This is a genomic window from Paenibacillus pinistramenti, assembly GCF_005869875.1.
Classification (GTDB): domain Bacteria; phylum Bacillota; class Bacilli; order Paenibacillales; family Paenibacillaceae; genus Fontibacillus; species Fontibacillus pinistramenti.
The window spans coordinates 369,253-389,640 of the sequence record NZ_VAWG01000002.1 but is presented as its reverse complement, the minus strand read 5'-3'; the positions used below and the strand labels follow the sequence as shown (position 1 = coordinate 389,640).

The following is a 20,388-nucleotide window of genomic DNA, read 5'->3' as shown; positions in this document are numbered from 1 at the left end:
GGCGAGAGGGCAAAAGGTGAGAGGCAAGGAGGGGGGATGAGGAAGAGGAACAGGGGCAGAAACCAGAACCAGAACCAGAACCAGAACCAGAACCAGAACAGGGCAACGACGCAAGCCGGAGCACGAATCAGAAAAATGGGGCGCTCGCGGCTTGCATCCGGCTTCTACAGTCAAAAAGCAGCCGATACCGTCACTTGCCCGGAATTGGCCGCTGTTTAGAGTCTGCTGTCTGCGCGCACTGCTCCGACCGGCACCTAGCTGCCGACCGGAATTGGTGTAATTGGCTCATCCTGCACCAGCCTGGCGTTGCCGAAGCTGTGCGTCCAGGTGCGGTAATACAGCGAATTCTTGCCGTAGGAGTTGTCGAGCAGCACATGCGGTTTGTCCATCAGGCAGGCCAGGATATGACCGTGCAGGCGGGAGGTATGCACTTCGCGGTAGGAGCCGAACAGATTGACCGCTTTGCCGATCAGGTAATCGGTATATTTGTACCAGAACAAACGGGTCGGCAGAGAGCCGCCAAGTTTCTTATCCAACCGGCACACCCGGCTGAGGTGGTGCGTTACCCGGCTTTCGGCATGAGTGAACAGCGAATCCCAGTCCCGGCAGTCGCGCGGGTCTAATTGGCCGGCATGCGGCTGAGCGTCTCCGGCTTCGATATCCGTGCGGAGGAAAAATAAAGTGTCCTTCTCGGCCTTGCGCGAGGACACAATAGGCCAAAGCTGATGGGCCATATCGGGGGACAGGTAAACGTGGTTGCGGTAAAATTTCCGCTTGGCCAGCTCATATCCGGGCTCATCGCGGACAAACAGATGCAGGTCGCTGTGCGCGTTAAAAATGGCCGCCGATTTGTCATAATTCTCCTCGCTGGTGAAATAGATCGTCTGCGGCAGGATCACGATCCGGTGATCCGGGAACTGCTGAACGACCCGCTCGCGGATTTCCTGATGGTGGACATACAAATCCCCGAAGTTGCCTCCTCCTTGCAGGACGAAAATACTGCCGGGAGCCGCCTTTAATTGATCTGGAAAATCAAACAGGTTATAGCGCCCCAGAATGCGGATGCCATAGTCTTTAAAAAATTTCTCCGTGCCTTTCATGATCAGCATGTCGCCGCCGTTATTGTACAGAGGATAATCTACATAATAGATCTCCGAGCCTGCAGGAACAGCCTGCAGAATGCCTTGGAGCTTTTCCTTTAATTCAGCCATTGGATGCATATTCCAAAACCTCCTCGTTGGTTGGTTTGCGTCTGCCTTTCCTGATCATCTGCATGACAAACTTGAAGTCGCTGGCATCAAACAGGATGCGGCCGAGCGGAACTTTGAAGAAGACGGGGAAGGACAGAACCGATACGGCAAGGCGCACAAGCGCTCCTGACAGCAGCGCCAGGGCAATGCCCGGCAGACCCAGCCATGGTGTAAAGACGAAGAACAGGGCAGCCGTAACCAGGTAAGCGGCAATCTGCCGCACCAGCACAAGCCCCGGCCGGCCCAGCGCGTTAAAGGCGGACGCCAGTATCCAGGACCCCCCGCCAATGATGCATTCAAGCGACAGCAGGTAAAATGTTGAGGAACCGGCCAGAAAAGTGCTGCCGTAGAGCAGGCCGAGCATAAAATGCCCGATGAACAGGCTCGGTACGATGATGACCGCCATTCCGAGCATGGAAATCCGGAAGGCCCGGCCGATTTTTTCAATAATCACCTCGTTGTCCATCCCCGTCACTTTAGGAAAAATGACGTTCGTTATGGCGTTCTGCACCACGTTAAACACCCGCGAGAGGGCATAGACGACGGAATACAGGCCGAAATCGGCGGGGGACAGAAGAGCAACGATTACGATTTTGTCCGTCTGGCTGCTGAGCGTTCCCATCAGCTCCATGCCGTAAACTCTCGCGCCGTAGCTGTAGAAAGGGCGGTAGCTGCTTCGGCTGACGGACCACCGGATGTCTTTGAGAAGAAGCTGCTTTCGCAGGCGGAAGGCAGCCCAGACAAGCGTTATCAGGCCGGCGCCGAAGCTGACGGCAGAAGCCCCTGCTACGTCCAGCAGGCCCAGCTGCCAAATGACCGTAAGGACGCAGAGGTTGACAAACGGGACAAAGAACAGCATGCCATTGTACACGCCAAAGCCGTCGAGGCTTTGCGCCAGGGCGATGCACAGATTGGTCAGCACGGCGAGCGGAACGGCAGCCAGTGTATAGATCTGGGCGACGGCAATGACAGAAGCGTCATAGTTGGCCAGCCAGAGCGGCATGCAGAACCAGGCAGCGGCTCCCGCCAGGAGAGAGACGGGTAGCTGGATGCGCAGGGCAAGGGAGAGGAGCTCGGGCACGCTGCCTGTTTTATTTTTCACATTGTAAATGAGGGAGGTAGGAAGCCCAAAGCCGATGAGGCTGCCCAGCAGGGCTGGCCAGAACAGGACGGCGGACAGCTCGCCCTTGCCATCCGCTCCCAGCATGCGGGCCGTTAATATCGAAGTCAGCGTTGTAATAATTAGCACGAAGAAATTGTTAAAGCTGGTACGCATAATGGTCTTCGCTAGACTATTGCCGCCAAACATTTGCTTGGCAGCCGCTATGGCATTCATCGCGGAAGAACCTCCTTTATAGGGACGTCGGTTGAGATCCGTCTGCTCAGTCGGTCAAAAATTCCCGGTACTTGTTCTTGAGCGGATTCAGCACGAAACCGATACCCTTGATGTAACCGAGCGCAGCACCCAGATTGCGTTTCAGCGCTGCTTTACCGGTCAGATAAAGCAGTGTCCACATTAAGGCCAGGTATCCGCCGGCTCCTGACTTTCTCATGTTAAGCAGGTAATAGTGATTAATAGCGGTAGCCATGGCCACTTTGGCGGCTCCGTCCCGAGAGCGGGGGGATTCGTGGTGCAGAATCTTCAGCTCGGGGTTAATCACCAGCCTGCCGTATTTCGAGGCAAGAGCGCACATATACAGATCATCGCCTACCGCATAGCTGGTCATCCACGGATAAGGGAGCATATCGCGCAGGGCTTCCCGCTTAAACGACATATTGCAGCCATGAAAAATTTCCGTATCGAACATCGTGTCCGTCTCGTTCCAGTACAGCAGCGACCCGGCCAGACTGCTTGGGGAGAGCTTCCCGGGCGATGTGGACATCTGGCAGGTCAGCACCCCGAGCAGCCGTCCAAGCGTGCTGGTCTGCAGGCCTTTAGCGATGCCGCCTACCCCCACGATGCTCTCATCCTGCTCGTAGGTGTCAATGAGTTTGCGCATGTAGAAGGGGTCGTCCAGCTCCGCATCATCGTCAAAATAAAGCGCGATATCATGATGGGCGAGCGTCAAGGCTTCGTAGCGGGAGAGCCAGACTCCCGGACGTGTCTTCTTGTAATAGACGAGTTCAGTGTGTGCCAATTGAGCGGCAATTTCATAATAATAGTCCAGCACTTCCTCCGGGATGTCCCCGTCATCGACAATAATAAGTTCAAGTCTTGTATCTTCGATCCCCTGCTGGGCGCCGATCGATTCGATGCAGCGGGTGAGATCCGGCACCCGGTTTCGGGTTGGAATAATGATCGATACATCGAACATGCTGAGCGGTCCTCCTTTAAAGCCTTGCGGCGGCCGAGCCGGCAAGCCGTTTGTATTTAAGTTCCGAGAATAGTCCCCACAGCCGGAGCATGCAGCAGACGGCAAAGAAGCGGCCAAACAGCTCGCTGGACAAGCTGCCGCCGGTTCTGGCTCTGTAATGCGCAATGGACTTGCTGAAGGCCAGCTTCCGCATATAGGCTGCAAAACGCGGGGGCTGGGAGCCGGATGTCAGCCGCAGCGCCTCGCTGATTCTGTCGCTGCCGCCGCCGGACTTATAAATCTGGGTGATACAGGCGTTGATCAGATCATATAAAAGGACTGGCAGCACTGGTTCAACCTGCGCCTCCAATCCCTGGCGCGCCGCGTACTCGCGAAACCGTTCGACCAGCGTCACATAACGCGCGCCCATCTCCGGATTCGGAATCTGCATAATGGAGCCTTCGCGCTGCAGGTAATAATAGAAGGACTGATTAACGGCTGCGATCCGTCCGGCATGGCAGAGGACATATAAGTTAAACATCAGGTCCTCAGAGAAGATTTCCTTGTTCGGTTCAAACCGGATGCCGTTTCGTTCAATCACTTCACGCCGGTACAATTTGTTCCAGACCTCATGTCCATGCTCATAGGTGAAGAGGCAGCGGTACATGTACTCGGCAATCCCGAGTTTCTTCACGTCTATAATTTCTTCCCGCAGCTTCAAATACATCCGCTCCGTATGATCGGCATACACTTTGTCGTAGTTGCAGACCACGACATCGCTGTTCTCTGCTTCGGCCGTGCGCACCATCTGCTTAATCATGTCAGGTGCGATCCAGTCATCCGAATCAATAAAGGCCAGATAGTCGCCTTCTGCAGCATCCATCCCCGCATTGCGGGCAGAGGAAAGACCGCCGTTTGCCTTCATCAGCGGGCGGATGCGCTTGTCATTGCGTGCATATTCATCAATGATAGCCTGGCTTCCGTCCCGGGTTCCGTCGTTGACGACAATGATTTCAAGCCGTGAATAGGTTTGCCCGCAGATGGAGTCGAGGCATTTACGCAAATAGGACTCCACATTGTACACAGGTACGATGACACTTACCAGCCGATCCATAGTCCACTCCCTCCGATCCTGTCCGGATTCTCCGCCCGGTTATTTTAGAGTCAGTTTACTATCAACCTATCAAAGCGTACATACCACTTTTGTGTACTTTTGGAGGCGCTGATTGGACCATCCGGAAGTCCGTTTTGCTTTGTTTTCAGGGCCAAAGACGTTGTTGCAGCCAGCATCATAACATAAAATGGAATAGCGGCAGTGAGCCGTGCCAGAAGGAGGAGATGGAATGAAGGAACCCGCAGGCTTTTGGATTCGGTTCGCGGCATCGATTGTGGACAGTCTGCTGTTATGGATCGGGGGGATGATTTTATCCTTGATTATTTACGGGGAGATTGGGGGTTCCCGGTCCAGCGTTACAGACACTCTCACGTTTCTCTACATGCTGATTGTGCCGGTTGTCTGGGGCGGGTTTACCGTCGGCAAGCGGATGCTGGGCATCCGGATTAGGAGAATGAACGGCGGCAGTCCGGGAATTCTTAACATGCTGCTCAGGACGTTGGCAGCAGGACTGGTCTACACGATAACCTTCGGTATTGGCATCATCGTCAGCGCATTCATGGTTGGCATGAGAGAAGACAAGAGGGCGATTCATGATTTCATTGCAGGCACCCAGGTCGTGTACGATTGACGGGTGCTTATGCGGATGGGCGTCTCCGCCTCACCGGAAGGTGAGGGCGGGGACGTTTATTTTTATATTAGTGTTCCAGCAGCTTCTTCACCTTCGCATTCACCGTATTTACGCTTACGGCAGAGAGGGGCTTGTCGCTCAGGCTGTATTTCTGCTTCAGCTTCAAAATGCGGCACACATGCTTGTCAATCGCGTCGGCGGACAGTGTACCCTTCACGGCTGCTTCTTTCAATGACGTGATGACTTCGGTTTCGCGGGCTGTATCGTGCCCGACCAGCACAATGTCGCTTCCGGCGAGAATAGCCTGCACAGCGGCCTGGCCGATCGGATAATGCTTGACAATGCCGCCCATGGTCAGATCGTCGGTAATCACAACCCCTTCATAGCCTAATGTGCCCCGCAATAGGCCGGAGACCATTTTCTCCGATAATGACGCAGGATGGTCCGGATCAATACCGGGAACCAGCAGATGGCCGACCATAATCATGTCCGTCCCTTGCTCTGCAGCAGATTTGAACGGCTTAAGCTCGAAGGCTTGCAGCTGCTCCAACGTTTTATCGACCACCGGGAGCTCCAGATGGGAATCGACTGACGTGTCACCATGCCCTGGAAAATGCTTCACAACCCCGGCAATGCCCTCGGATTGAAGGCCCTTCAAGACCGCCAAGCCGCTTCGGATCACCGTCTCGGCGTCTGCCCCGTAAGACCGGTCTCCAATCACCGGATTATCCGGATTGCTGTTGATGTCCATCACGGGCGCAAAGTCCAGATTAAACCCGAGCGACTTCAGCTGCTCCCCGATTGCCTGGCCTGCGCTCCGGGAATAGGACGGGCTGTCCTCCTTCCCGATCTCGGCGGCTTTCGGGATTTTGAGATAGGATTCGGGCATCCGGCTTACCCGGCCGCCTTCCTGGTCTGTGCTGAGCCAAAGCGCAGCCGGATTGGAGCTGTTGGCTGTCTTGAGCTGGTTCAGGAGCTGAAGCGTCTGCCCGGCGCTTGTAATGTTCGGTTTGTACAGAATAAAGCCGCCTACTTTATAGGCTTCAATCATTTTGCGGGTTTCTGTCTGCAGGCTTGTCCCGTCGAGACCGACGATGACCAGCTGCCCGAGCTTCTCGTCAAGCGTCATGCGGTCCAGCATATCCTGGACAGGATCGGCGGAAGCTGGCGTAAGCGGCGCCTCTGAGGCAGGCGCTGGAGAAGCGGCCCCCGCAGCGGACGAAGAAGCGGAATTCACCGGAGCGGACCCGGCGGAAGAGGAGGGGGCAGAGGCTGCAGAGGACGAGGCAGGCGGCGCCTGCGAAGCGGAAGACGCGCTTTCGTCAGAATTCGCGCAGCCGGCTGCAGTCAGGCAGAAGGCCAGAACAGCAATCAGGCCGCAGACTTTGGAATGTGATTTTACAATGCTCCGTTTCAAATATAGAACCTCCAGTTCTCCGGCAGAGTCAGGTTATTTTTTTCTATAAGGAAGCTTTATCCAGATCATTATAACCAAAAACAGCACCAGCACACAGGCAGAACCTTCAGGGCTATTCGCCGGGCGGCTGAATCTGTTCTTGTAGACAAGCTCAGCGGGGAATGCGACAATAAGAACTATTCTTTTTGCCGAGGAATTCCATAAGAAGGAGTGAGCGAAGTGTATACCTTATCAGAAATGACGATGGAGGATTATGACGGGGCATACCGGCTTTGGCAAAATACAGAGGGAATGGGCCTCAGCTCCGCCGATTCCCGGGAAGCCATTGCCGCCTATCTCCGGCGCAACGAAGGTTTAAGCTATGTCTGCAAATACGGCGGGGAGATTGTCGGCACGGTGCTGTGCGGCCATGATGGAAGGAGAGGCTTCTTGTATCATGCAGCCGTTGCGGAGAGCCACCGGGGCAGATCCCTTGCGGGCCAGCTTGTCTCTTTAAGTCTGGCGGGGCTCAGAGAGCAGGGGATTGAGAAATGTCACTTGATGGTAATTAAAGACAATGAAATCGGCAAACAATTTTGGGCGAGAGCAGGCTGGAAGCGCAGGGACCAGATTTTGCTGTATTCGCAGGATACCTAAATTTCTGCATACCTAAATTTGCTGCATATCTAAATTCGCTGCATAAGGAGGAGCTTGTCATGAATGTCCATAATTCTCAGGCAGCACCAGAGCCGTCTGCGCCGCCGGTGAGCCTCTCCAAATCCCGGAGAAGCGTGTTTGTTGTTGTGCTGGGTATGCTGTCCGCGATTGGTCCTTTCTCACTGGACATGTATCTTCCGGCACTTCCAAAAATGTCGGAAGAGCTTCAAACGGGCACGTCGGCGATCCAGCTCAGCCTGACCTTCTGCATGCTGGGTCTTGCGCTCGGCCAGCTTCTGGCCGGCCCTCTCAGCGACCGGATGGGCCGCCGGAAACCGTTGATCGTGGCGATGATCATTTACGCTTTGTCTTCCCTGCTGTGCGCGTTCAGTCCGAACATTACTGTGCTTATTCTGCTCCGGTTTGTTGAAGGCTTGTCCGGGGCGGCTGGAATCGTGATCTCCCGGGCGGTCGTAAGAGACTTGTTCTCCGGCAAGGAGCTGACGCGGTTCTTCTCTCAGCTGATGCTGATAAATGGAGCAGCTCCAATTATAGCTCCTGTGCTCGGCGGGCAGTTCCTGCGGTTTATGTCCTGGAAAGGCGTATTCGTCTTTCTCTTCTTCCTCGGAGTAGTTCTGCTGCTTGCGGTTCTGTTCGGACTGCCGGAGACGCTCCCGAAGGAGCGCCGGCACAGCGGGGGGCTTGGAAGCACGCTCCGTACGTTCGGAGCTTTTGCAGCAGACCGCCTGTTCCTTGGATACGTCTTATCGATGGGGCTGGTTTCAGCCGGGATGTTCTCTTACATTTCGGGCTCATCCTTTGTGCTGCAAAATTTATACGGGGTATCGGCACAGGGATACAGTCTGATCTTCGCCCTTAACGGGCTTGGAATTATTGTCGCTTCGCAGCTGACCGGCCGGCTCGCCCTGCACAGAGATGCCCGGAAGCTGTTTATGACCGGACTTGGCATTGCTTTAGCGGGCAGCGCCGGTCTGCTGCTGTCCATTCTGCTGGATGCCGGGTTAATTGCCGTGGTCTGCTTCTTGTTCCTGGTGGTGGCCAGCGTCGGTATTGTCAGCACGACTTCGACCTCTTTGGCTCTGCAAAATGCAGGAGCGGCCGCAGGCAGCGCGTCGGCGCTGCTGGGACTGCTCCAGTTCGTGCTCGGCGCCCTCGCTTCGCCTCTAACAGGACTTGGCGGCAGCGGAACGGCCGTGCCAATGGGGCTGACGATTTTTTCGGCAGAGGTGCTCGCTGTTCTGAGCTGCATCATTCTGGTGCGTGGCCGCAGACAGGGCACCCAGCATTAATATTCAGCACTAACAAAGACAGAAAGGAAGGCCGGCGGACCCGCCGGCCTTCCTGCCGTCTGCAAAGGAATGCCGTTCAGATTTTGATTTGAATGACGTTCAAATTCCGGTCACTTCTATCCTTGGCCACTGCGCAGGCCAGTTCTTCCTGGCGACCCTTTTGCGATAGACTTCCAGCATTTGTTCATGCTCAGCAAAATACGGAGTAGGCTTGACGAGCATATTCAGCGCGTCCTGAATCCCGCAGGGAGCTGCCAGCCGGACATGCCCGGCTGCGCCCAGGGTAACTCCAAGGGCGGTTGCTGTCTCGGGGAATTTGGAGATCGCGTCGACGGAAGAGGTGTACGGCGGATTGCCGTTAATCGCGTGCATCCGGGCCTGGTTCTTGACAGACCAGGGAACTTCTGGCCTCAGCAGGCGAAGCCGTGCTTCCAGTTCCTTCTCTGTCTCCTCGCTTGTGCAGCTTCTGTCGAAGAATACGACATCTACATCGGGCAGCGGCGTCGGCTCCTCATATCCGTGCAGGGTATCCCAAATCTTGGACCGGACGAAACCGGCGCAGATCCACCAGTCCGGCAGCCCAAGCTGCGCGGCGGTATGCAGAATGTCCATCATCCAGGCGTCCTGCTCAACAAGCCGGATGATGCCGCGTTCACTGCTTAAATGAATATTCAAAAGGGAAGCTCTCCTTTCTGCAAACATATATTCCCATTATATACGGAGCTGGAAGGGAGCACATCTTTTATTTGCATAGTATTAATTGTATGATAGATAGTTGTAAATATATTGATCTTATTCGTTCATCCTGGAAAGTGAATTTAACAAAATGAAAACATTTCTGCAATTGAATACGATTTTCCTCAGCATGATTATGGAGGCAATTCCCTTCGTCCTGCTGGGTGTCATTGTGTCCGGCGTTATTCAAATCTATCTCAAGGAACAGACTATTTCAAAAATCATGCCCAAAAACCGGCTTCTGGCTGCCTTGTTCGGCTGCGGCCTCGGGCTGTGCTTTCCGGCGTGCGAGTGCGGAATCGTGCCGATTACAAACCGGCTGCTCCGCAAAGGCGTCCCGCTGCAGGCGGGGATCGCCTTTATGCTCACAGGTCCGATCATTAATCCGGTGGTTCTCTTCGCGACCTACATCGCTTTCGGCAGCGACTGGCGGATGGCGGCCATCCGTGCGGGCGCAGCGATTGCTGTGGCGTTTGTAACCGCCGTTGTGCTGTCGCTTCTATTTCCGTCAATTCCGTTTCGGAATGGTGCTCTGACGCTTAATGAAGGTGAAGAGCAGGCAGCAGCGGCGTGCGAGATGCAGGCTTCCGAACCGCGCAGGATGACGCGGGGCCGGGAGCTGATGCGGGTGATGGAGCACGCGGTTGAAGAATTTTTCTCAGTAGGCAAATATCTGGTCATCGGCGCCTTTATCGCCGCAAGTATGCAGACCTTTCTGCCGACCTCGGCGCTCCTGCATCTGGGCAGCAATCCTGTCGCTGCTTCGCTGGTCATGATTGTGCTGGCCTTTGTCATGTCGCTCTGCTCGGAGGCCGATGCGTTTATCGCTTCGTCGTTCCGCAGCACTTTTTCCACCGGGGCTTTGTCTGCCTTTCTGGTGTTTGGGCCGATGATCGACATTAAGAACACGCTGATGCTGCTCGGCGTCTTCAAAGGCAGGTTTGTTGCGGTGCTGATCGCACTTGTGGCGGTATGCACGCTGCTGTCTTCGCTTGCTGTGGGGAGGTTGTTTGGATGACAAGGCTTTATGTGCTGCTTGGATTTATTTTTCTGTTTGTGCAGCTTCATCTGAACGGGAATTTAAACAAATACATTAATTTGAAGTATTCGTATCTGTCGGTGAGTGCCATTGTGCTGCTCAGCCTGCTTGCCTTATTTGAGCTTCTCCGGCTAGTAATTCGGGAACGCGGAGAGGGCCAGCGCCGTCATCGCCGGGTCCTTGCTCATGATTACGATCATGATAATGTTCAGGACCACGATCATGCTCAGGACCATACTCATTCTCTTAGTCATGCTCATGCTCACGCCGGTTCTGAGGAGCATGCCCACGGGCACTCCCATGGCCCATCCTCCAAGTGGGGGAAAGGCTTAACCTATCTCGTGCTGATTGTTCCGGTTCTGACGGGAGTTCTGCTGCCGGTCGCGACTCTGGACTCCAGCTTTGTCAAAGCGAAGGGATTCTCATTCCCCTCGGTCGACAACAGCGCGGACAATCCGGGCTTTCATCAGTTTCTGAAGCCTGACACCAGCGTGTTCTACGGCAAGGACAGCTACGCCAAGATTTCCCGCAAAGAGTTAGAGGAATTTGAAGGTCTTGCTTCTGTTGATCTGAACGATACAACCTATCTTAAAGGGATGGAAGCCATTTATAATTTTCCGGATCAATTTATGGACAAGACGGTCTCTTTCGACGGGTTTATCTATAAAGGGGAGCAGATCAGCGACCATGAATATTTTGTGTTTCGCTTCGGGTTCATTCACTGTGTGGCCGATTCCGGCGTGTTCGGGATGCTGGTCGATTTTCCGCAGGGGACAAAGCTGTCCGACGATCAATGGGTGCATGTCTCCGGCAAGCTGGATACCGAGCTGTACCAGCCTTTTAAACAGACGATTCCTGTGCTGAAGGCCGAGAAATGGGAGACCATTGAGGCGCCGGACGATCCGTATGTGTACCGGATTTTTTAGTTTAAAGAGACTGAACTTGTGAATTTCATGCAGGGGGCAAGTACGTAAAAGGTTTCTGCGATCGCTGTTGTTCCCGGATTTCTTTATCGAAGAAGAATTGAGGTAGAAATCCACTTACAAAGGCGAACATTACCGTTTCTTCGGAATCCTTTTCCTCCCTTGCCGGCATTACTTTCTGTAGTTCTGTCTATATCATCTTTTATTTTTAATTTTAATCACTTGAAAGGAACGATCATGAATAAGTTAACTATCCGGCCGCTGACCTCGCGGCCCGTTCTATACAACCTGATCCTGCTGCTGTTCAAGCTTCTGCTGCTGAGATATTTCCTATTTCACGACATTATGTGGAGCCGGTTAGGCGCCGACCTGTTTGCGCTGTGGATTCTGCTTGCGGTATTTGAGCTGATTACCCCGGCGAAGTGGGGGAAATACGTATTTTTCGTACTGAATATTCTGGTCTCGCTCATATTGTTTGCCTCTACCTTGTACTATGCGCACTTCGGCTCGATGCCGACTTATACGGCGCTTCAGCAGCTGCATCAGGTGCTCCAGATCAAGGCCAGTGTGCAGTCTACGATTCGCCCGGAATTCTATCTCTATTTCCTTGATCTGCCGATTCTACTGATCGTCTGGCTGATCCGCCGCAGGAAGGCTGCTCCGGCAGCGCGTAAAACGGTGATCTGGCGGGCAGGCGTTGTTGTTACTGCTATAGCGTGCTTTTTCCTGTCCGAACGGAGCATTCAGGCCAGTGATTCCATCGTGAACGAAATTGTCCAGGTGGAGCATTTAGGGTTTCTGGATTATCAGGTGGCGGCAGCGATCAAGACGAGCAAAGAGGATGCGATCATCCGGAATGGTAATATCCAGGATACGATCAAGAAGATCAGCGACCTGCAGAGCACCTATGTTTATAACGACAAAGCCTCAGGTGTATCAGCCACGGTAACTCCCGCTCATTTCGGCGAGGCCAAAGGGAAAAATCTGATCATCATTCAGATGGAGGCCTTCCAAAATTTTCCGATTAATCTAAAGGTTGACGGGCAGGAGGTTACGCCAAACCTGAACAAGCTGATCGGCACCAGCTATTATTTTCCTTATATGTATCAGCAGATCGGGCAGGGCAATACCTCCGATGCGGAGTTTATGTCCAACACCTCGATCTACCCGACCGGGACGATTCCCATGTCCACCGGGTACGGGGACCGGGCTCTCCCAAGCTTGCCGCGCCTCGTGGAGAAATACGGCTATGAGGCGGATACCTTCCACGTCAACGACGTGACATTCTGGGACCGGATCAAGCTGTACCCGGCGCTGCATTTTGACCATTATTATGATAAGCCTTATTACAATAACGATCACTTTAACGACTTTGGTGCATCCGATGAGGAGCTGTACCGGGTAGCGGTGAACCGGATGAAGGAAATTGCTGACAGCGGCAAGCCGTTTTACACCCAGCTGGTAACCGTATCCAGCCACTTCCCGTTTAAAGTGCCGGATGACCTCAAGAAAATTCAAATGCCGGATTCTCTTGAAGGAACTCAGCTTGGCGATTATCTCACCGCTGTCAATTATACGGATTACGCGGTAGGCACCCTGATCGACCGTCTGAAGAAGGAAGGCCTGTGGGACAACTCGGTGCTGGTGCTGTACGGGGATCATTTTGGACTGCAGCCTGACCAGAACGACCCGGCATGGATCGAGTCCCAGCTTGGGATCAAATATGACTCACGGATCTCCAGATTTAATATTCCGTTCATTATCCATTTGCCAGGCGAGCAGAAGGGCCAGGTCGTCGACCAGGTCGGAGGCCAGCTGGATATGATGCCGACGATTGCCAATTTGATGGGCATCTCGCTGAAGCAGGAGGGTTTTACGGCTTTCGGCCATGACCTGCTCAATATCGACCACAACGTCTTTGGCATGCGGTATTATCTGCCGACAGGCTCCTTCTTTAATAATGATATTATGTTTGTTTCTGGCACGGGCTTTGACGACGGGACGGCGATTTCCCTCAAGACCCTGGAGCCGGTGACAGACTTCCAGAAGTATCGGTCAGACTACGACTATGTGCTCAAGCTGATGAGCTTGTCGGATGAGTACGTGAAGCTGCTTCCTAAACGGCAGCCGGGGAATGAATAGTATATATGAATAGCAAACATGAATAGCATTCATGAATAGCATGAAACCGGGTAGCCTGCGCATGGAAGGGCATACCCGTTGACCAGCTGCGGATCTCCTTATGGGAGGTCCGTTTTTTTTTCGCCAAGAAGGAACAAAAGAAGGGACAACGTGCATTACATTCCGGGTGCATTACATTCTGGCGGTCGCTGCAGGGCAGTATGCATAATTTTACAGCTAAATTGGAATAATGCGGAAAATTGGGGCGGGGAGGAACTGCGGTGGAGCCGGTTGTGGAGCAATTGCAGGCTGAACGCGCGGGAAGCAAGGATGTCGTCTACCAGACCTTTCAGATCTGCGGCTGTCCGGTGCTGCTGGCTCTTATTTCTTCTATTGTCGACAATGCAGTGGTCAACCGGGGGATGATCCCGAACAACAGCAGGGGCATCCGCAGAAGCAGCCGAAGCCGCTGGCCTCCTAACGCCGGGTAAAGTCTCTTATAAACGGAATTAGCTCTTGAAGCCGAAGACTCTATCCGATACGCTAAATGAATTAATGGCGATAAAAGGCAGGAGGAAGCAGGATAATGGAGCTGAAAGAATGGGTAGTTGAAGCAGAGATTTCTTCCATGCAGGAGGCAATGGAGAAAGGGGATTTTACCTCAGAGCAGCTGACCCGGGCTTACTTGGAGCGTATTGAAGCTTATGATGCTGGCCTGAGGTCCATCCTAGAAGTCAACCCGGATGCGCTGCTCATCGCGCGGGAGCTGGACAAGGAGCGTCAATCAACCGGCAGCCGGGGGCCGCTGCACGGGATTCCGGTTCTGCTCAAGGACAACCTCGATACCGCGGACCGCATGCATACCAGTGCTGGCTCGCTTGCGCTGGCAGACTCGTCTGCGGCGGCGGACTCCTTTGTGGCTGCCCGGCTCCGGGCGGCCGGAGCCGTACTGCTCGGCAAGACAAACATGACCGAGTGGGCCAATTTCATGTCCGGGTCCATGTGGGCCGGATACAGTGCAAGGGGAGGACAGACCTTGAACCCTTATGGCGCTGGGGAAGTCTTTATCGGCGGTTCGAGTTCAGGCTCGGGGGCGGCGGCTGCTGCAAATTTTGCAGCTGCCGCAATCGGCACGGAAACGTGCGGGTCCATCATTTCCCCAGCCAGCCAGAACAACCTTGTCGGCATCAAGCCGACAGTCGGCCTGGTCAGCAGAAGCGGCATCATCCCGATTACAAATTCGCAGGATACCGCCGGTCCGCTGGCCAGAACGGTTGCAGATGCGGCGCTGCTGCTAAGCGTCATAGCCGGAGTGGACGAAGCCGACAAGGAGACTGCGGCAGCTGCTCCCCATATTGGACAAGATTATACCCGGTTCCTGGACGCTTCCAGTCTCAAGCAGGCACGGATCGGAATCCCCAGATATTATTACCGGCAGCTTGATCCTGCCCGATTGGCTGTCGCGGAACAGGCGATCCAGGTGATGAGGGAACAGGGGGCAGTTATTGTGGATCCGGTCTCCCTGTCCTGCGAAGGAACTGCGTTTAACGGCGACGTTCTCCGCTATGAATTCAAGAAATATCTTAATGAATATTTGAACAAGCTTCCTCCGCACCTCCCCGTCCATTCGCTGGAAGAGGTTATTGCTTATAACAACAAACATGCGGAAGCAGAGCTGAAATACGGCCAGGGAACTCTGATTTGGTCGGAGGAGACAAGCGGAACCTTGACCGAACTGGAATACTTGGCCGCGCTGGCGAATAACGCCAAGGCCCGGGAGGCACTCGATAAAGTGCTGGACCAGCATCAGCTGGATGCAATTATGCTGCTTGGCTGTGAGGACGGAGTTGATCTTGCCGCAATGGCCGGATATCCAAGCCTTACCGTTCCAGGCGGGTTTGCCTCTGAAGGCGTGACTGCAGCAGGGGGCTATAATACGAAAGGCCCGCAGGGCATTACGCTGATTGGGCGGGCCTTCAGCGAGCCTGTCTTGATTAAAATTGCCTACGGATTTGAACAATGCACCAGACACCGCACACCACCGGTCTTGCGGCAAAGCGCAGAATAAACCTGCCGGACACTCTTTTACATCAGCCGTTTTCTCTTTATACTGAATCTGGACTACCTACTATAAATTCCATATTTGGAGCAAAGGAGTGCAGGACATGGAGAATTACGCCCCGCTGCTGGAGAAGCTGCTTCGTCAGGAACAGGAGCTGCAGTTTACGGAGTTCAACAACAATATGGCCGTTAAGCTGGGAAACCTGATTCTGGATAAGGCTTTCCGGGAGGGAAAGCAGATTACAGTGGACATCCGGAAGAACGGGATGCTTCTGTTTCACGCCAAAATGAATGACAACGGTTTAGGCCACGACAGATGGATCACCCGGAAAATCAACACCGTTCACCACTTTGAGCACAGCTCGTATTACATGCATGTGTTGTTCAAGTCTTGGAATACAACGATTCAGGACAACGCCTTTGTTGATCCGCTTGAATATGCGGCTGAAGGAGGCTGCTTTCCGATTCTGATCAGAAATGCGGGAATGGCCGGCACGATCACAGTATCAGGCTTGGAAGGCCATGAGGATCACGAAATGGTTACGGCTTCGCTGGAGCAGCTGCTGCTGAACACACCGGTTTGATGACCTGTTGCCGGATGCGGCGCAGAAGCTCTGCTGGAGCTATCTGGTTAAAAATCCTGTGAACAGCCAATACTGGCTTAATACCATTTGACAGTGACAGGTAGAAACTACTTATCCTAAGGGGAAAATATGATGCTGGCTGCTCTCATTATTGTTGGACTGCTCGCCCTGATTGCCGTTTCGGCCGCTCTATTTATCCGGATTTATCCGGCTTTTGGAGACGGACCCGGCCAGATTAAATTCCGTAATTATGAAGAATCCGAGCATTATGCGGACGGAAAATTCCACAACCGGCTGCCGACCAAAGCGCTTGATACGTCTATGCGGAGCCTGCTGTCGCTCTTCACGGACAAGTTCAAGAACCAGTCCAAGCGCACACCGCCCGGAGAGCTGCCGGTATTCCCCCTCGATGCGGAACGCTTGGCCGCCTTAGGTCCGACATCCGTCATCTGGCTGGGTCATTCGACCTCTCTCGCTGCCATAGACGGAAAAATCCTGCTGCTTGACCCTATGCTCGGCTCCAACTGCTCACCGGTGCCCGGCTTCGGAGCCAAACGCTTCAAGTACAAGCAGACCATACATACGGAACAGCTGCCGCTTCTTCATGCGGTTCTGATCTCTCATGATCACTTCGATCATCTGGATTATACGACCGTACAGAAGCTGCAAGGCAGGGTCGGCCGCTATTTCGTGCCGCTTGGCGTCGGAAGCAGGCTGGTGCGCTTCGGGGTGGACCGGAGCCTCATACAGGAGCTTGACTGGTGGGAAGAAGTCGAATGGGAGGGCCTCCATTTGGCCTGCACGCCGGCAAGGCATTTTTCAGGACGGGCACTGACCGATAAGAATGCGACGCTGTGGTGTTCGTGGGTAATCAGAGGGAAGAACGAGCGGATATTCTTCAGCGGAGACAGCGGGTATGACAGCCATTTCAAGCGGATCGGCGAGCTGTACGGCCCCTTTGATCTGACATTGATGGAGTGCGGTCAATACGACCCCCGCTGGGAGAATATTCACATGACACCGAAGCAAACCGTGCAGGCCCAGCTCGATGTGAAGGGCAAGATGATGATCCCTGTCCACTGGGGTGGATTCTCTTTAGCTCCGCATGGTTGGACGGAACCGGTTGAGCTGGTGCTGGAGGAAGGCCGGCGCCAGGGGATAAGCATTGCGGTCCCCCGAATCGGGGAGCGGGTAGCGGGTGGTGAAGACGCTAAAGCCCATCCTGGAGAAAAATGGTGGAGAACCGTTCAGTAGGACTGCAGAACGAATATCAGGAAGACACTTGCCAATATCAGGAGATTCCGATATATTAATTTTGAACTTCATAGTGAATACGGGTGCTGGATAAAGTCCGGCTGAGATAGGAGCCTTATGCTCCTGACCGTTAATCTGATCCAGGTAATGCTGGCGTAGAGAACTTATTCGAATTGTAAGGCCATTCGTGTATTCTCGAATGGTCTTTTTTATTTCGAGAGGGAATACTGACGTACCGTTCCGGGCTGCTGCAGCCCTTGTGCGGCATGTCATTCCTGATTCCTCATTCTCCGCCCAGCTTACCGTGGGAATAAGGGAGGAGAAAGGATCATGAATCACGCAGCGCCTGATGCCGGGCAGCAGGGGCGGCTTGAAGAGCTCTGTCTATCGGTCCGGAATTTGAATTTTGCTTTCCCCGGGAACAAGCCGCTGTTTCACCATTTGAGCTTTGATCTTCGTGAGGGAGAATTTGTATCTCTGCTTGCGCCGAGCGGACTTGGCAAAACAACGCTGTTCCGGCTGATTGCCGGTCTTCTCCCGCCTGACGGCGGAGAAATCCGCTTGGCGGAGCAGCGGGAAGAAGCGGCGGGCTGCGGCGGAGTCCCTGCATCTGCATCCGGCAAGAAAGGGCGGGCCGGCTATATGCCGCAGCGCGACTGCCTGATGCCCTGGCGCTCTGTACTTGACAATGCGGCTGTCGGTCTGGAGATCGGCGGGATGAGCAGCCGGGACGCGCGAAGCCGGGTGCTTGCGCTGCTGCCGGAGTTCGGGCTTGAAGGAGCGGCTGACCGGATGCCGCATGAGCTGTCCGGCGGGATGCGCCAGCGGGTCTCTTTCCTGCGGAGCATGCTCGCCGGCGGGAGGCTGCTCCTGCTGGATGAGCCATTCAGCGCTCTGGATGCCATGACGCGCATCGGGATGCAGCAGTGGCTGCTCCAGGTATGGGAGAAGCGGCGCGTCACGATCTTGTTCATCACGCATGACGTGGATGAAGCGCTGCTGCTGTCCGACCGGGTGCTGATCGCTTCGGAAGCGCCGGTGTCCCGGCTGGCGGAGGTGGAGGTTCAAGAGCCGCGTCCGCGCAGCTATGACAGGCTGATGACCCCGCCATTTATCGAGCTGAAACGGCGGGTGCTCGGGCTGCTGCCCGGAGGGATCGGGCCTCCCGAAAGAATGTGCACTGTCGAGTGGGAGGCGGAGCGATGAGATCTGTCCGCCGCGCCCTGCCTTTGGGGATTCTGCTGCTTGTACTGGCGGTTATGTGGGAGGCCGGAACGTCGTTCCTGAATATTCCGCACTATATCCTTCCTAAATTATCTGACGTGCTGTACTCCACCTGGGACAATCGGGCGGTGCTGGTGAAGCACCTTGGCGCAACACTTGGTGAGGCGCTGCTGGGGCTGGCCTTTTCCGTCATATTCGGCGTCGTGGCCGCCATAGGGATCGAAGCCTCCGGTTTAGCCAAACAAACGCTCTACCCGCTTCTAATTGCCTCCCAGAGCGTTCCGATTATTGCGCTTTCGCCGATCATGGTCATGTGGTTCGGATATGACATCTGGAGCAAGGTGGCTGTCGTTATTCTGTTCTCGTTCTTTCCGCTTGCCGTGAATACCGCAGACGGCTTTCGCAGCGCAGATCCGGGGATCGGCGAGCTGCTCCGGACGATGGGGGCGGGAAAGCGTCAGCTTTTTCTCAAGTGGAAGCTTCCTTCAGCACTGCCGGGCTTCTTTACAGGACTCAAGCTTGCAGCCACATTCAGCATAGGCGGAGCGACGCTTGGAGAATGGCTGGGCGGGGAAACGGGGCTTGGCGTCTATACCAAGAGGGCGTCGAACATGCTGCGCGGGGAAGCGGTATTCTCGGGCGTGCTGCTCCTTTCTCTTACAGGCGTACTCATGTTTGCCGCAGCCGGGCTGCTCGGCCGGATGGTGCTGGCGAAGCGCGGGCAGCAGCGCTAGATGATTTTTCAAGGTGAAAGGGGAGCGTCTGCTTCATGAAGAATTTAAAATCTGCTGCCGGAAGGCGGAGAAAAAGGTTAATCTTATCAATATTGCTTTGTTTGTCCATAAGCTTGAGCGGATGCTCGGCCGGCGGCGGACCGGATCAAGAGCTGACAGAGGTTAACGTGCTGCTGGACTGGTACCCGAATGCGGTGCATACTTTTTTGTTTGCTGCCCAGCAGGAAGGCTACTTCGAGCAGGAAGGGTTAAAGGTGAATCTGGAGACCCCGGCGGATACCAACGATGCGATTAAGCTGGTTGCAGCAGGCAAAGCGGATTTGGCGGTCAGCTATCAGACGCAGGTGGCTCAGTCCCGGGCGGAAAAGATTCCGGTCGTGTCCGTAGCTGCGCTCGTCCGTCATCCGCTGAACCAGCTGTTTGTGCGCAAGGATTCCGGCATCACAAGCCCCAAAGATCTGGCAGGGAAGAGGGTCGGCTATCCTTCCACGCCGCTGAGCGAAGCTATAATAAGTACGATGGTTGAGAGTGACGGTGGAGACCCGTCCAAGTTAAACTTTACAGACATCGGCTGGGATCTGATCCCGGCAATGACCACCGGCAGAGTGGATGCCATCATCGGCGGTTATATCAATCATGAGAAGCTGCTCATCGAAAAAGAAGGCGTTCAGCTCCTTACGTTCAATCCTTCCCGATATGGGGTGCCGGATAACTATGAACTGGTGTTGACGGCAAGTGAGGATGGGCTGTCGAAGCATGAGGAGACGATCCGCCGGTTCCTGAAGGCCGCTGCCAAAGGGCAGGCTTACACCGTGCAGCATCCTGACGAGGCGCTTCAAATGCTGCTTAAGCATGAGAGCAGGGATTTTCCGCTCGATCCGGATGTCGAGAAGCAAAGCCTGCAGATTCTGCTTCCGCTCATGGATGACGGCACGGAAGGATTTGGAGCGCAGACGGAGGAATCATGGAATGCGGTGATTCAGTGGCTTAAGCAGCAGGGACAGATCAAAGCCGGCAGTACGATAAAAGCACAGGACGCATTCCGGAACCTGGGAGAGTGA

General features: G+C 54.4%; 20 protein-coding genes and 1 riboswitch. Of the genes, 14 read left to right on the top strand and 6 right to left on the bottom strand.

Annotated features, from left to right (window positions below; genetic code table 11):
* Nucleotides 1-36: 36 nt before the first annotated feature.
* Complete coding sequence (locus FCN15_RS04535; protein ID WP_138493785.1) at nt 37-219, top strand: hypothetical protein; 183 nt, start codon at nt 37-39, stop codon at nt 217-219.
* Nucleotides 220-254: 35 nt separating this feature from the next.
* On the opposite strand, the gene FCN15_RS04530 is transcribed toward FCN15_RS04535, so the two are convergent.
* From FCN15_RS04530 to FCN15_RS04515, 4 genes are read right to left on the bottom strand one after another with little or no spacing between them, the layout of a single operon-like run.
* Nucleotides 255-1,220 (bottom strand): polysaccharide pyruvyl transferase family protein, encoded by a 966-nt coding sequence (locus tag FCN15_RS04530; RefSeq protein ID WP_138493784.1) that lies wholly within the window; start codon nt 1,218-1,220, stop codon nt 255-257.
* Entirely contained in the window at nt 1,204-2,586 is a 1,383-nt protein-coding gene (locus FCN15_RS04525; protein ID WP_138493783.1) for a lipopolysaccharide biosynthesis protein, read from the bottom strand. The genes FCN15_RS04530 and FCN15_RS04525 overlap by 17 nt, the downstream gene beginning before the upstream one ends.
* A 46-nt stretch (nt 2,587-2,632) precedes the next feature.
* Nucleotides 2,633-3,565, bottom strand: coding sequence for a glycosyltransferase family 2 protein (locus FCN15_RS04520; RefSeq protein ID WP_138493782.1), 933 nt, complete (start codon nt 3,563-3,565; stop codon nt 2,633-2,635).
* A 16-nt stretch (nt 3,566-3,581) separates the two neighbouring features.
* The gene (locus FCN15_RS04515) at nt 3,582-4,658 is read right to left on the bottom strand and encodes a glycosyltransferase (RefSeq protein ID WP_138493781.1); all 1,077 of its coding nucleotides are present in this window, start codon (nt 4,656-4,658) and stop codon (nt 3,582-3,584) included.
* A gap of 229 nt (nt 4,659-4,887) precedes the next feature.
* Between FCN15_RS04515 and FCN15_RS04510 the strand changes: the two genes are divergently transcribed.
* Nucleotides 4,888-5,289, top strand: coding sequence for an RDD family protein (locus tag FCN15_RS04510; protein WP_138493780.1), 402 nt, complete (start codon nt 4,888-4,890; stop codon nt 5,287-5,289).
* Between the two features lie 67 nt (nt 5,290-5,356).
* On the opposite strand, the gene nagZ is transcribed toward FCN15_RS04510, so the two are convergent.
* Nucleotides 5,357-6,706: a beta-N-acetylhexosaminidase gene (nagZ, locus tag FCN15_RS04505; protein WP_138493779.1), complete on the bottom strand. Its 1,350-nt coding sequence runs from the start codon at nt 6,704-6,706 to the stop codon at nt 5,357-5,359.
* Between the two features lie 219 nt (nt 6,707-6,925).
* Here nagZ and FCN15_RS04500 point away from each other — a divergent pair, with 219 nt between their 5' ends.
* A complete protein-coding gene (locus FCN15_RS04500) occupies nt 6,926-7,342 on the top strand; it encodes a GNAT family N-acetyltransferase (protein ID WP_238996506.1) in 417 nt (138 codons plus the stop codon).
* A 59-nt stretch (nt 7,343-7,401) separates the two neighbouring features.
* The gene (locus tag FCN15_RS04495; RefSeq protein WP_138493778.1) at nt 7,402-8,652 is read left to right on the top strand and encodes a multidrug effflux MFS transporter; all 1,251 of its coding nucleotides are present in this window, start codon (nt 7,402-7,404) and stop codon (nt 8,650-8,652) included.
* 99 nt (nt 8,653-8,751) lie between these two features.
* Here the strand turns inward: FCN15_RS04495 and FCN15_RS04490 are convergent, their stop codons facing one another.
* Nucleotides 8,752-9,321: a nucleotidyltransferase family protein gene (locus FCN15_RS04490; RefSeq protein ID WP_138494029.1), complete on the bottom strand. Its 570-nt coding sequence runs from the start codon at nt 9,319-9,321 to the stop codon at nt 8,752-8,754.
* Between the two features lie 157 nt (nt 9,322-9,478).
* Between FCN15_RS04490 and FCN15_RS04485 the strand changes: the two genes are divergently transcribed.
* From FCN15_RS04485 to FCN15_RS04440, 10 genes are all read left to right on the top strand, one after another.
* Nucleotides 9,479-10,405, top strand: coding sequence for a permease (locus FCN15_RS04485; protein WP_138493777.1), 927 nt, complete (start codon nt 9,479-9,481; stop codon nt 10,403-10,405).
* Complete coding sequence (locus FCN15_RS04480) at nt 10,402-11,352, top strand: TIGR03943 family putative permease subunit (RefSeq protein ID WP_138493776.1); 951 nt, start codon at nt 10,402-10,404, stop codon at nt 11,350-11,352. Before FCN15_RS04485 ends, FCN15_RS04480 begins: the two co-directional genes overlap by 4 nt.
* A 234-nt stretch (nt 11,353-11,586) precedes the next feature.
* Nucleotides 11,587-13,491, top strand: coding sequence for an LTA synthase family protein (locus FCN15_RS04475; RefSeq protein WP_138493775.1), 1,905 nt, complete (start codon nt 11,587-11,589; stop codon nt 13,489-13,491).
* Between the two features lie 260 nt (nt 13,492-13,751).
* On the top strand, nt 13,752-13,961 hold the full coding sequence (locus FCN15_RS04470) for a hypothetical protein (RefSeq protein ID WP_138493774.1): 210 nt from the start codon (nt 13,752-13,754) through the stop codon (nt 13,959-13,961).
* Nucleotides 13,962-14,056: 95 nt separating this feature from the next.
* Complete coding sequence (locus FCN15_RS04465; RefSeq protein WP_138493773.1) at nt 14,057-15,538, top strand: amidase family protein; 1,482 nt, start codon at nt 14,057-14,059, stop codon at nt 15,536-15,538.
* 97 nt (nt 15,539-15,635) lie between these two features.
* Nucleotides 15,636-16,115, top strand: a complete 480-nt coding sequence (locus FCN15_RS04460) for a heme-degrading domain-containing protein (protein WP_138493772.1) — start codon at nt 15,636-15,638, stop codon at nt 16,113-16,115.
* 132 nt (nt 16,116-16,247) lie between these two features.
* Nucleotides 16,248-17,369, top strand: coding sequence for an MBL fold metallo-hydrolase (locus FCN15_RS04455; RefSeq protein WP_203232079.1), 1,122 nt, complete (start codon nt 16,248-16,250; stop codon nt 17,367-17,369).
* Between the two features lie 69 nt (nt 17,370-17,438).
* Nucleotides 17,439-17,548, top strand: a riboswitch (TPP riboswitch).
* A 151-nt stretch (nt 17,549-17,699) separates the two neighbouring features.
* Entirely contained in the window at nt 17,700-18,575 is an 876-nt protein-coding gene (locus FCN15_RS04450; RefSeq protein ID WP_138493771.1) for an ABC transporter ATP-binding protein, read from the top strand.
* Nucleotides 18,572-19,327, top strand: a complete 756-nt coding sequence (locus tag FCN15_RS04445) for an ABC transporter permease (protein ID WP_138493770.1) — start codon at nt 18,572-18,574, stop codon at nt 19,325-19,327. The genes FCN15_RS04450 and FCN15_RS04445 overlap by 4 nt, the downstream gene beginning before the upstream one ends.
* Nucleotides 19,328-19,428: 101 nt before the next feature.
* Nucleotides 19,429-20,388 (top strand): ABC transporter substrate-binding protein, encoded by a 960-nt coding sequence (locus FCN15_RS04440; protein ID WP_238996505.1) that lies wholly within the window; start codon nt 19,429-19,431, stop codon nt 20,386-20,388.

Coding starts and splice junctions, on each gene's coding strand:
- FCN15_RS04535 (WP_138493785.1), top strand. CDS start 37: ATGAGGAAGAGGAACAGGGGCAGAAACCAGAACCAGAACCAGAACCAG.
- FCN15_RS04530 (WP_138493784.1), bottom strand. CDS start 1,220: ATGCATCCAATGGCTGAATTAAAGGAAAAGCTCCAAGGCATTCTGCAG.
- FCN15_RS04525 (WP_138493783.1), bottom strand. CDS start 2,586: ATGAATGCCATAGCGGCTGCCAAGCAAATGTTTGGCGGCAATAGTCTA.
- FCN15_RS04520 (WP_138493782.1), bottom strand. CDS start 3,565: ATGTTCGATGTATCGATCATTATTCCAACCCGAAACCGGGTGCCGGAT.
- FCN15_RS04515 (WP_138493781.1), bottom strand. CDS start 4,658: ATGGATCGGCTGGTAAGTGTCATCGTACCTGTGTACAATGTGGAGTCC.
- FCN15_RS04510 (WP_138493780.1), top strand. CDS start 4,888: ATGAAGGAACCCGCAGGCTTTTGGATTCGGTTCGCGGCATCGATTGTG.
- FCN15_RS04495 (WP_138493778.1), top strand. CDS start 7,402: ATGAATGTCCATAATTCTCAGGCAGCACCAGAGCCGTCTGCGCCGCCG.
- FCN15_RS04485 (WP_138493777.1), top strand. CDS start 9,479: ATGAAAACATTTCTGCAATTGAATACGATTTTCCTCAGCATGATTATG.
- FCN15_RS04480 (WP_138493776.1), top strand. CDS start 10,402: ATGACAAGGCTTTATGTGCTGCTTGGATTTATTTTTCTGTTTGTGCAG.
- FCN15_RS04475 (WP_138493775.1), top strand. CDS start 11,587: ATGAATAAGTTAACTATCCGGCCGCTGACCTCGCGGCCCGTTCTATAC.
- FCN15_RS04465 (WP_138493773.1), top strand. CDS start 14,057: ATGGAGCTGAAAGAATGGGTAGTTGAAGCAGAGATTTCTTCCATGCAG.
- FCN15_RS04460 (WP_138493772.1), top strand. CDS start 15,636: ATGGAGAATTACGCCCCGCTGCTGGAGAAGCTGCTTCGTCAGGAACAG.
- FCN15_RS04455 (WP_203232079.1), top strand. CDS start 16,248: ATGCTGGCTGCTCTCATTATTGTTGGACTGCTCGCCCTGATTGCCGTT.
- FCN15_RS04450 (WP_138493771.1), top strand. CDS start 17,700: ATGAATCACGCAGCGCCTGATGCCGGGCAGCAGGGGCGGCTTGAAGAG.
- FCN15_RS04445 (WP_138493770.1), top strand. CDS start 18,572: ATGAGATCTGTCCGCCGCGCCCTGCCTTTGGGGATTCTGCTGCTTGTA.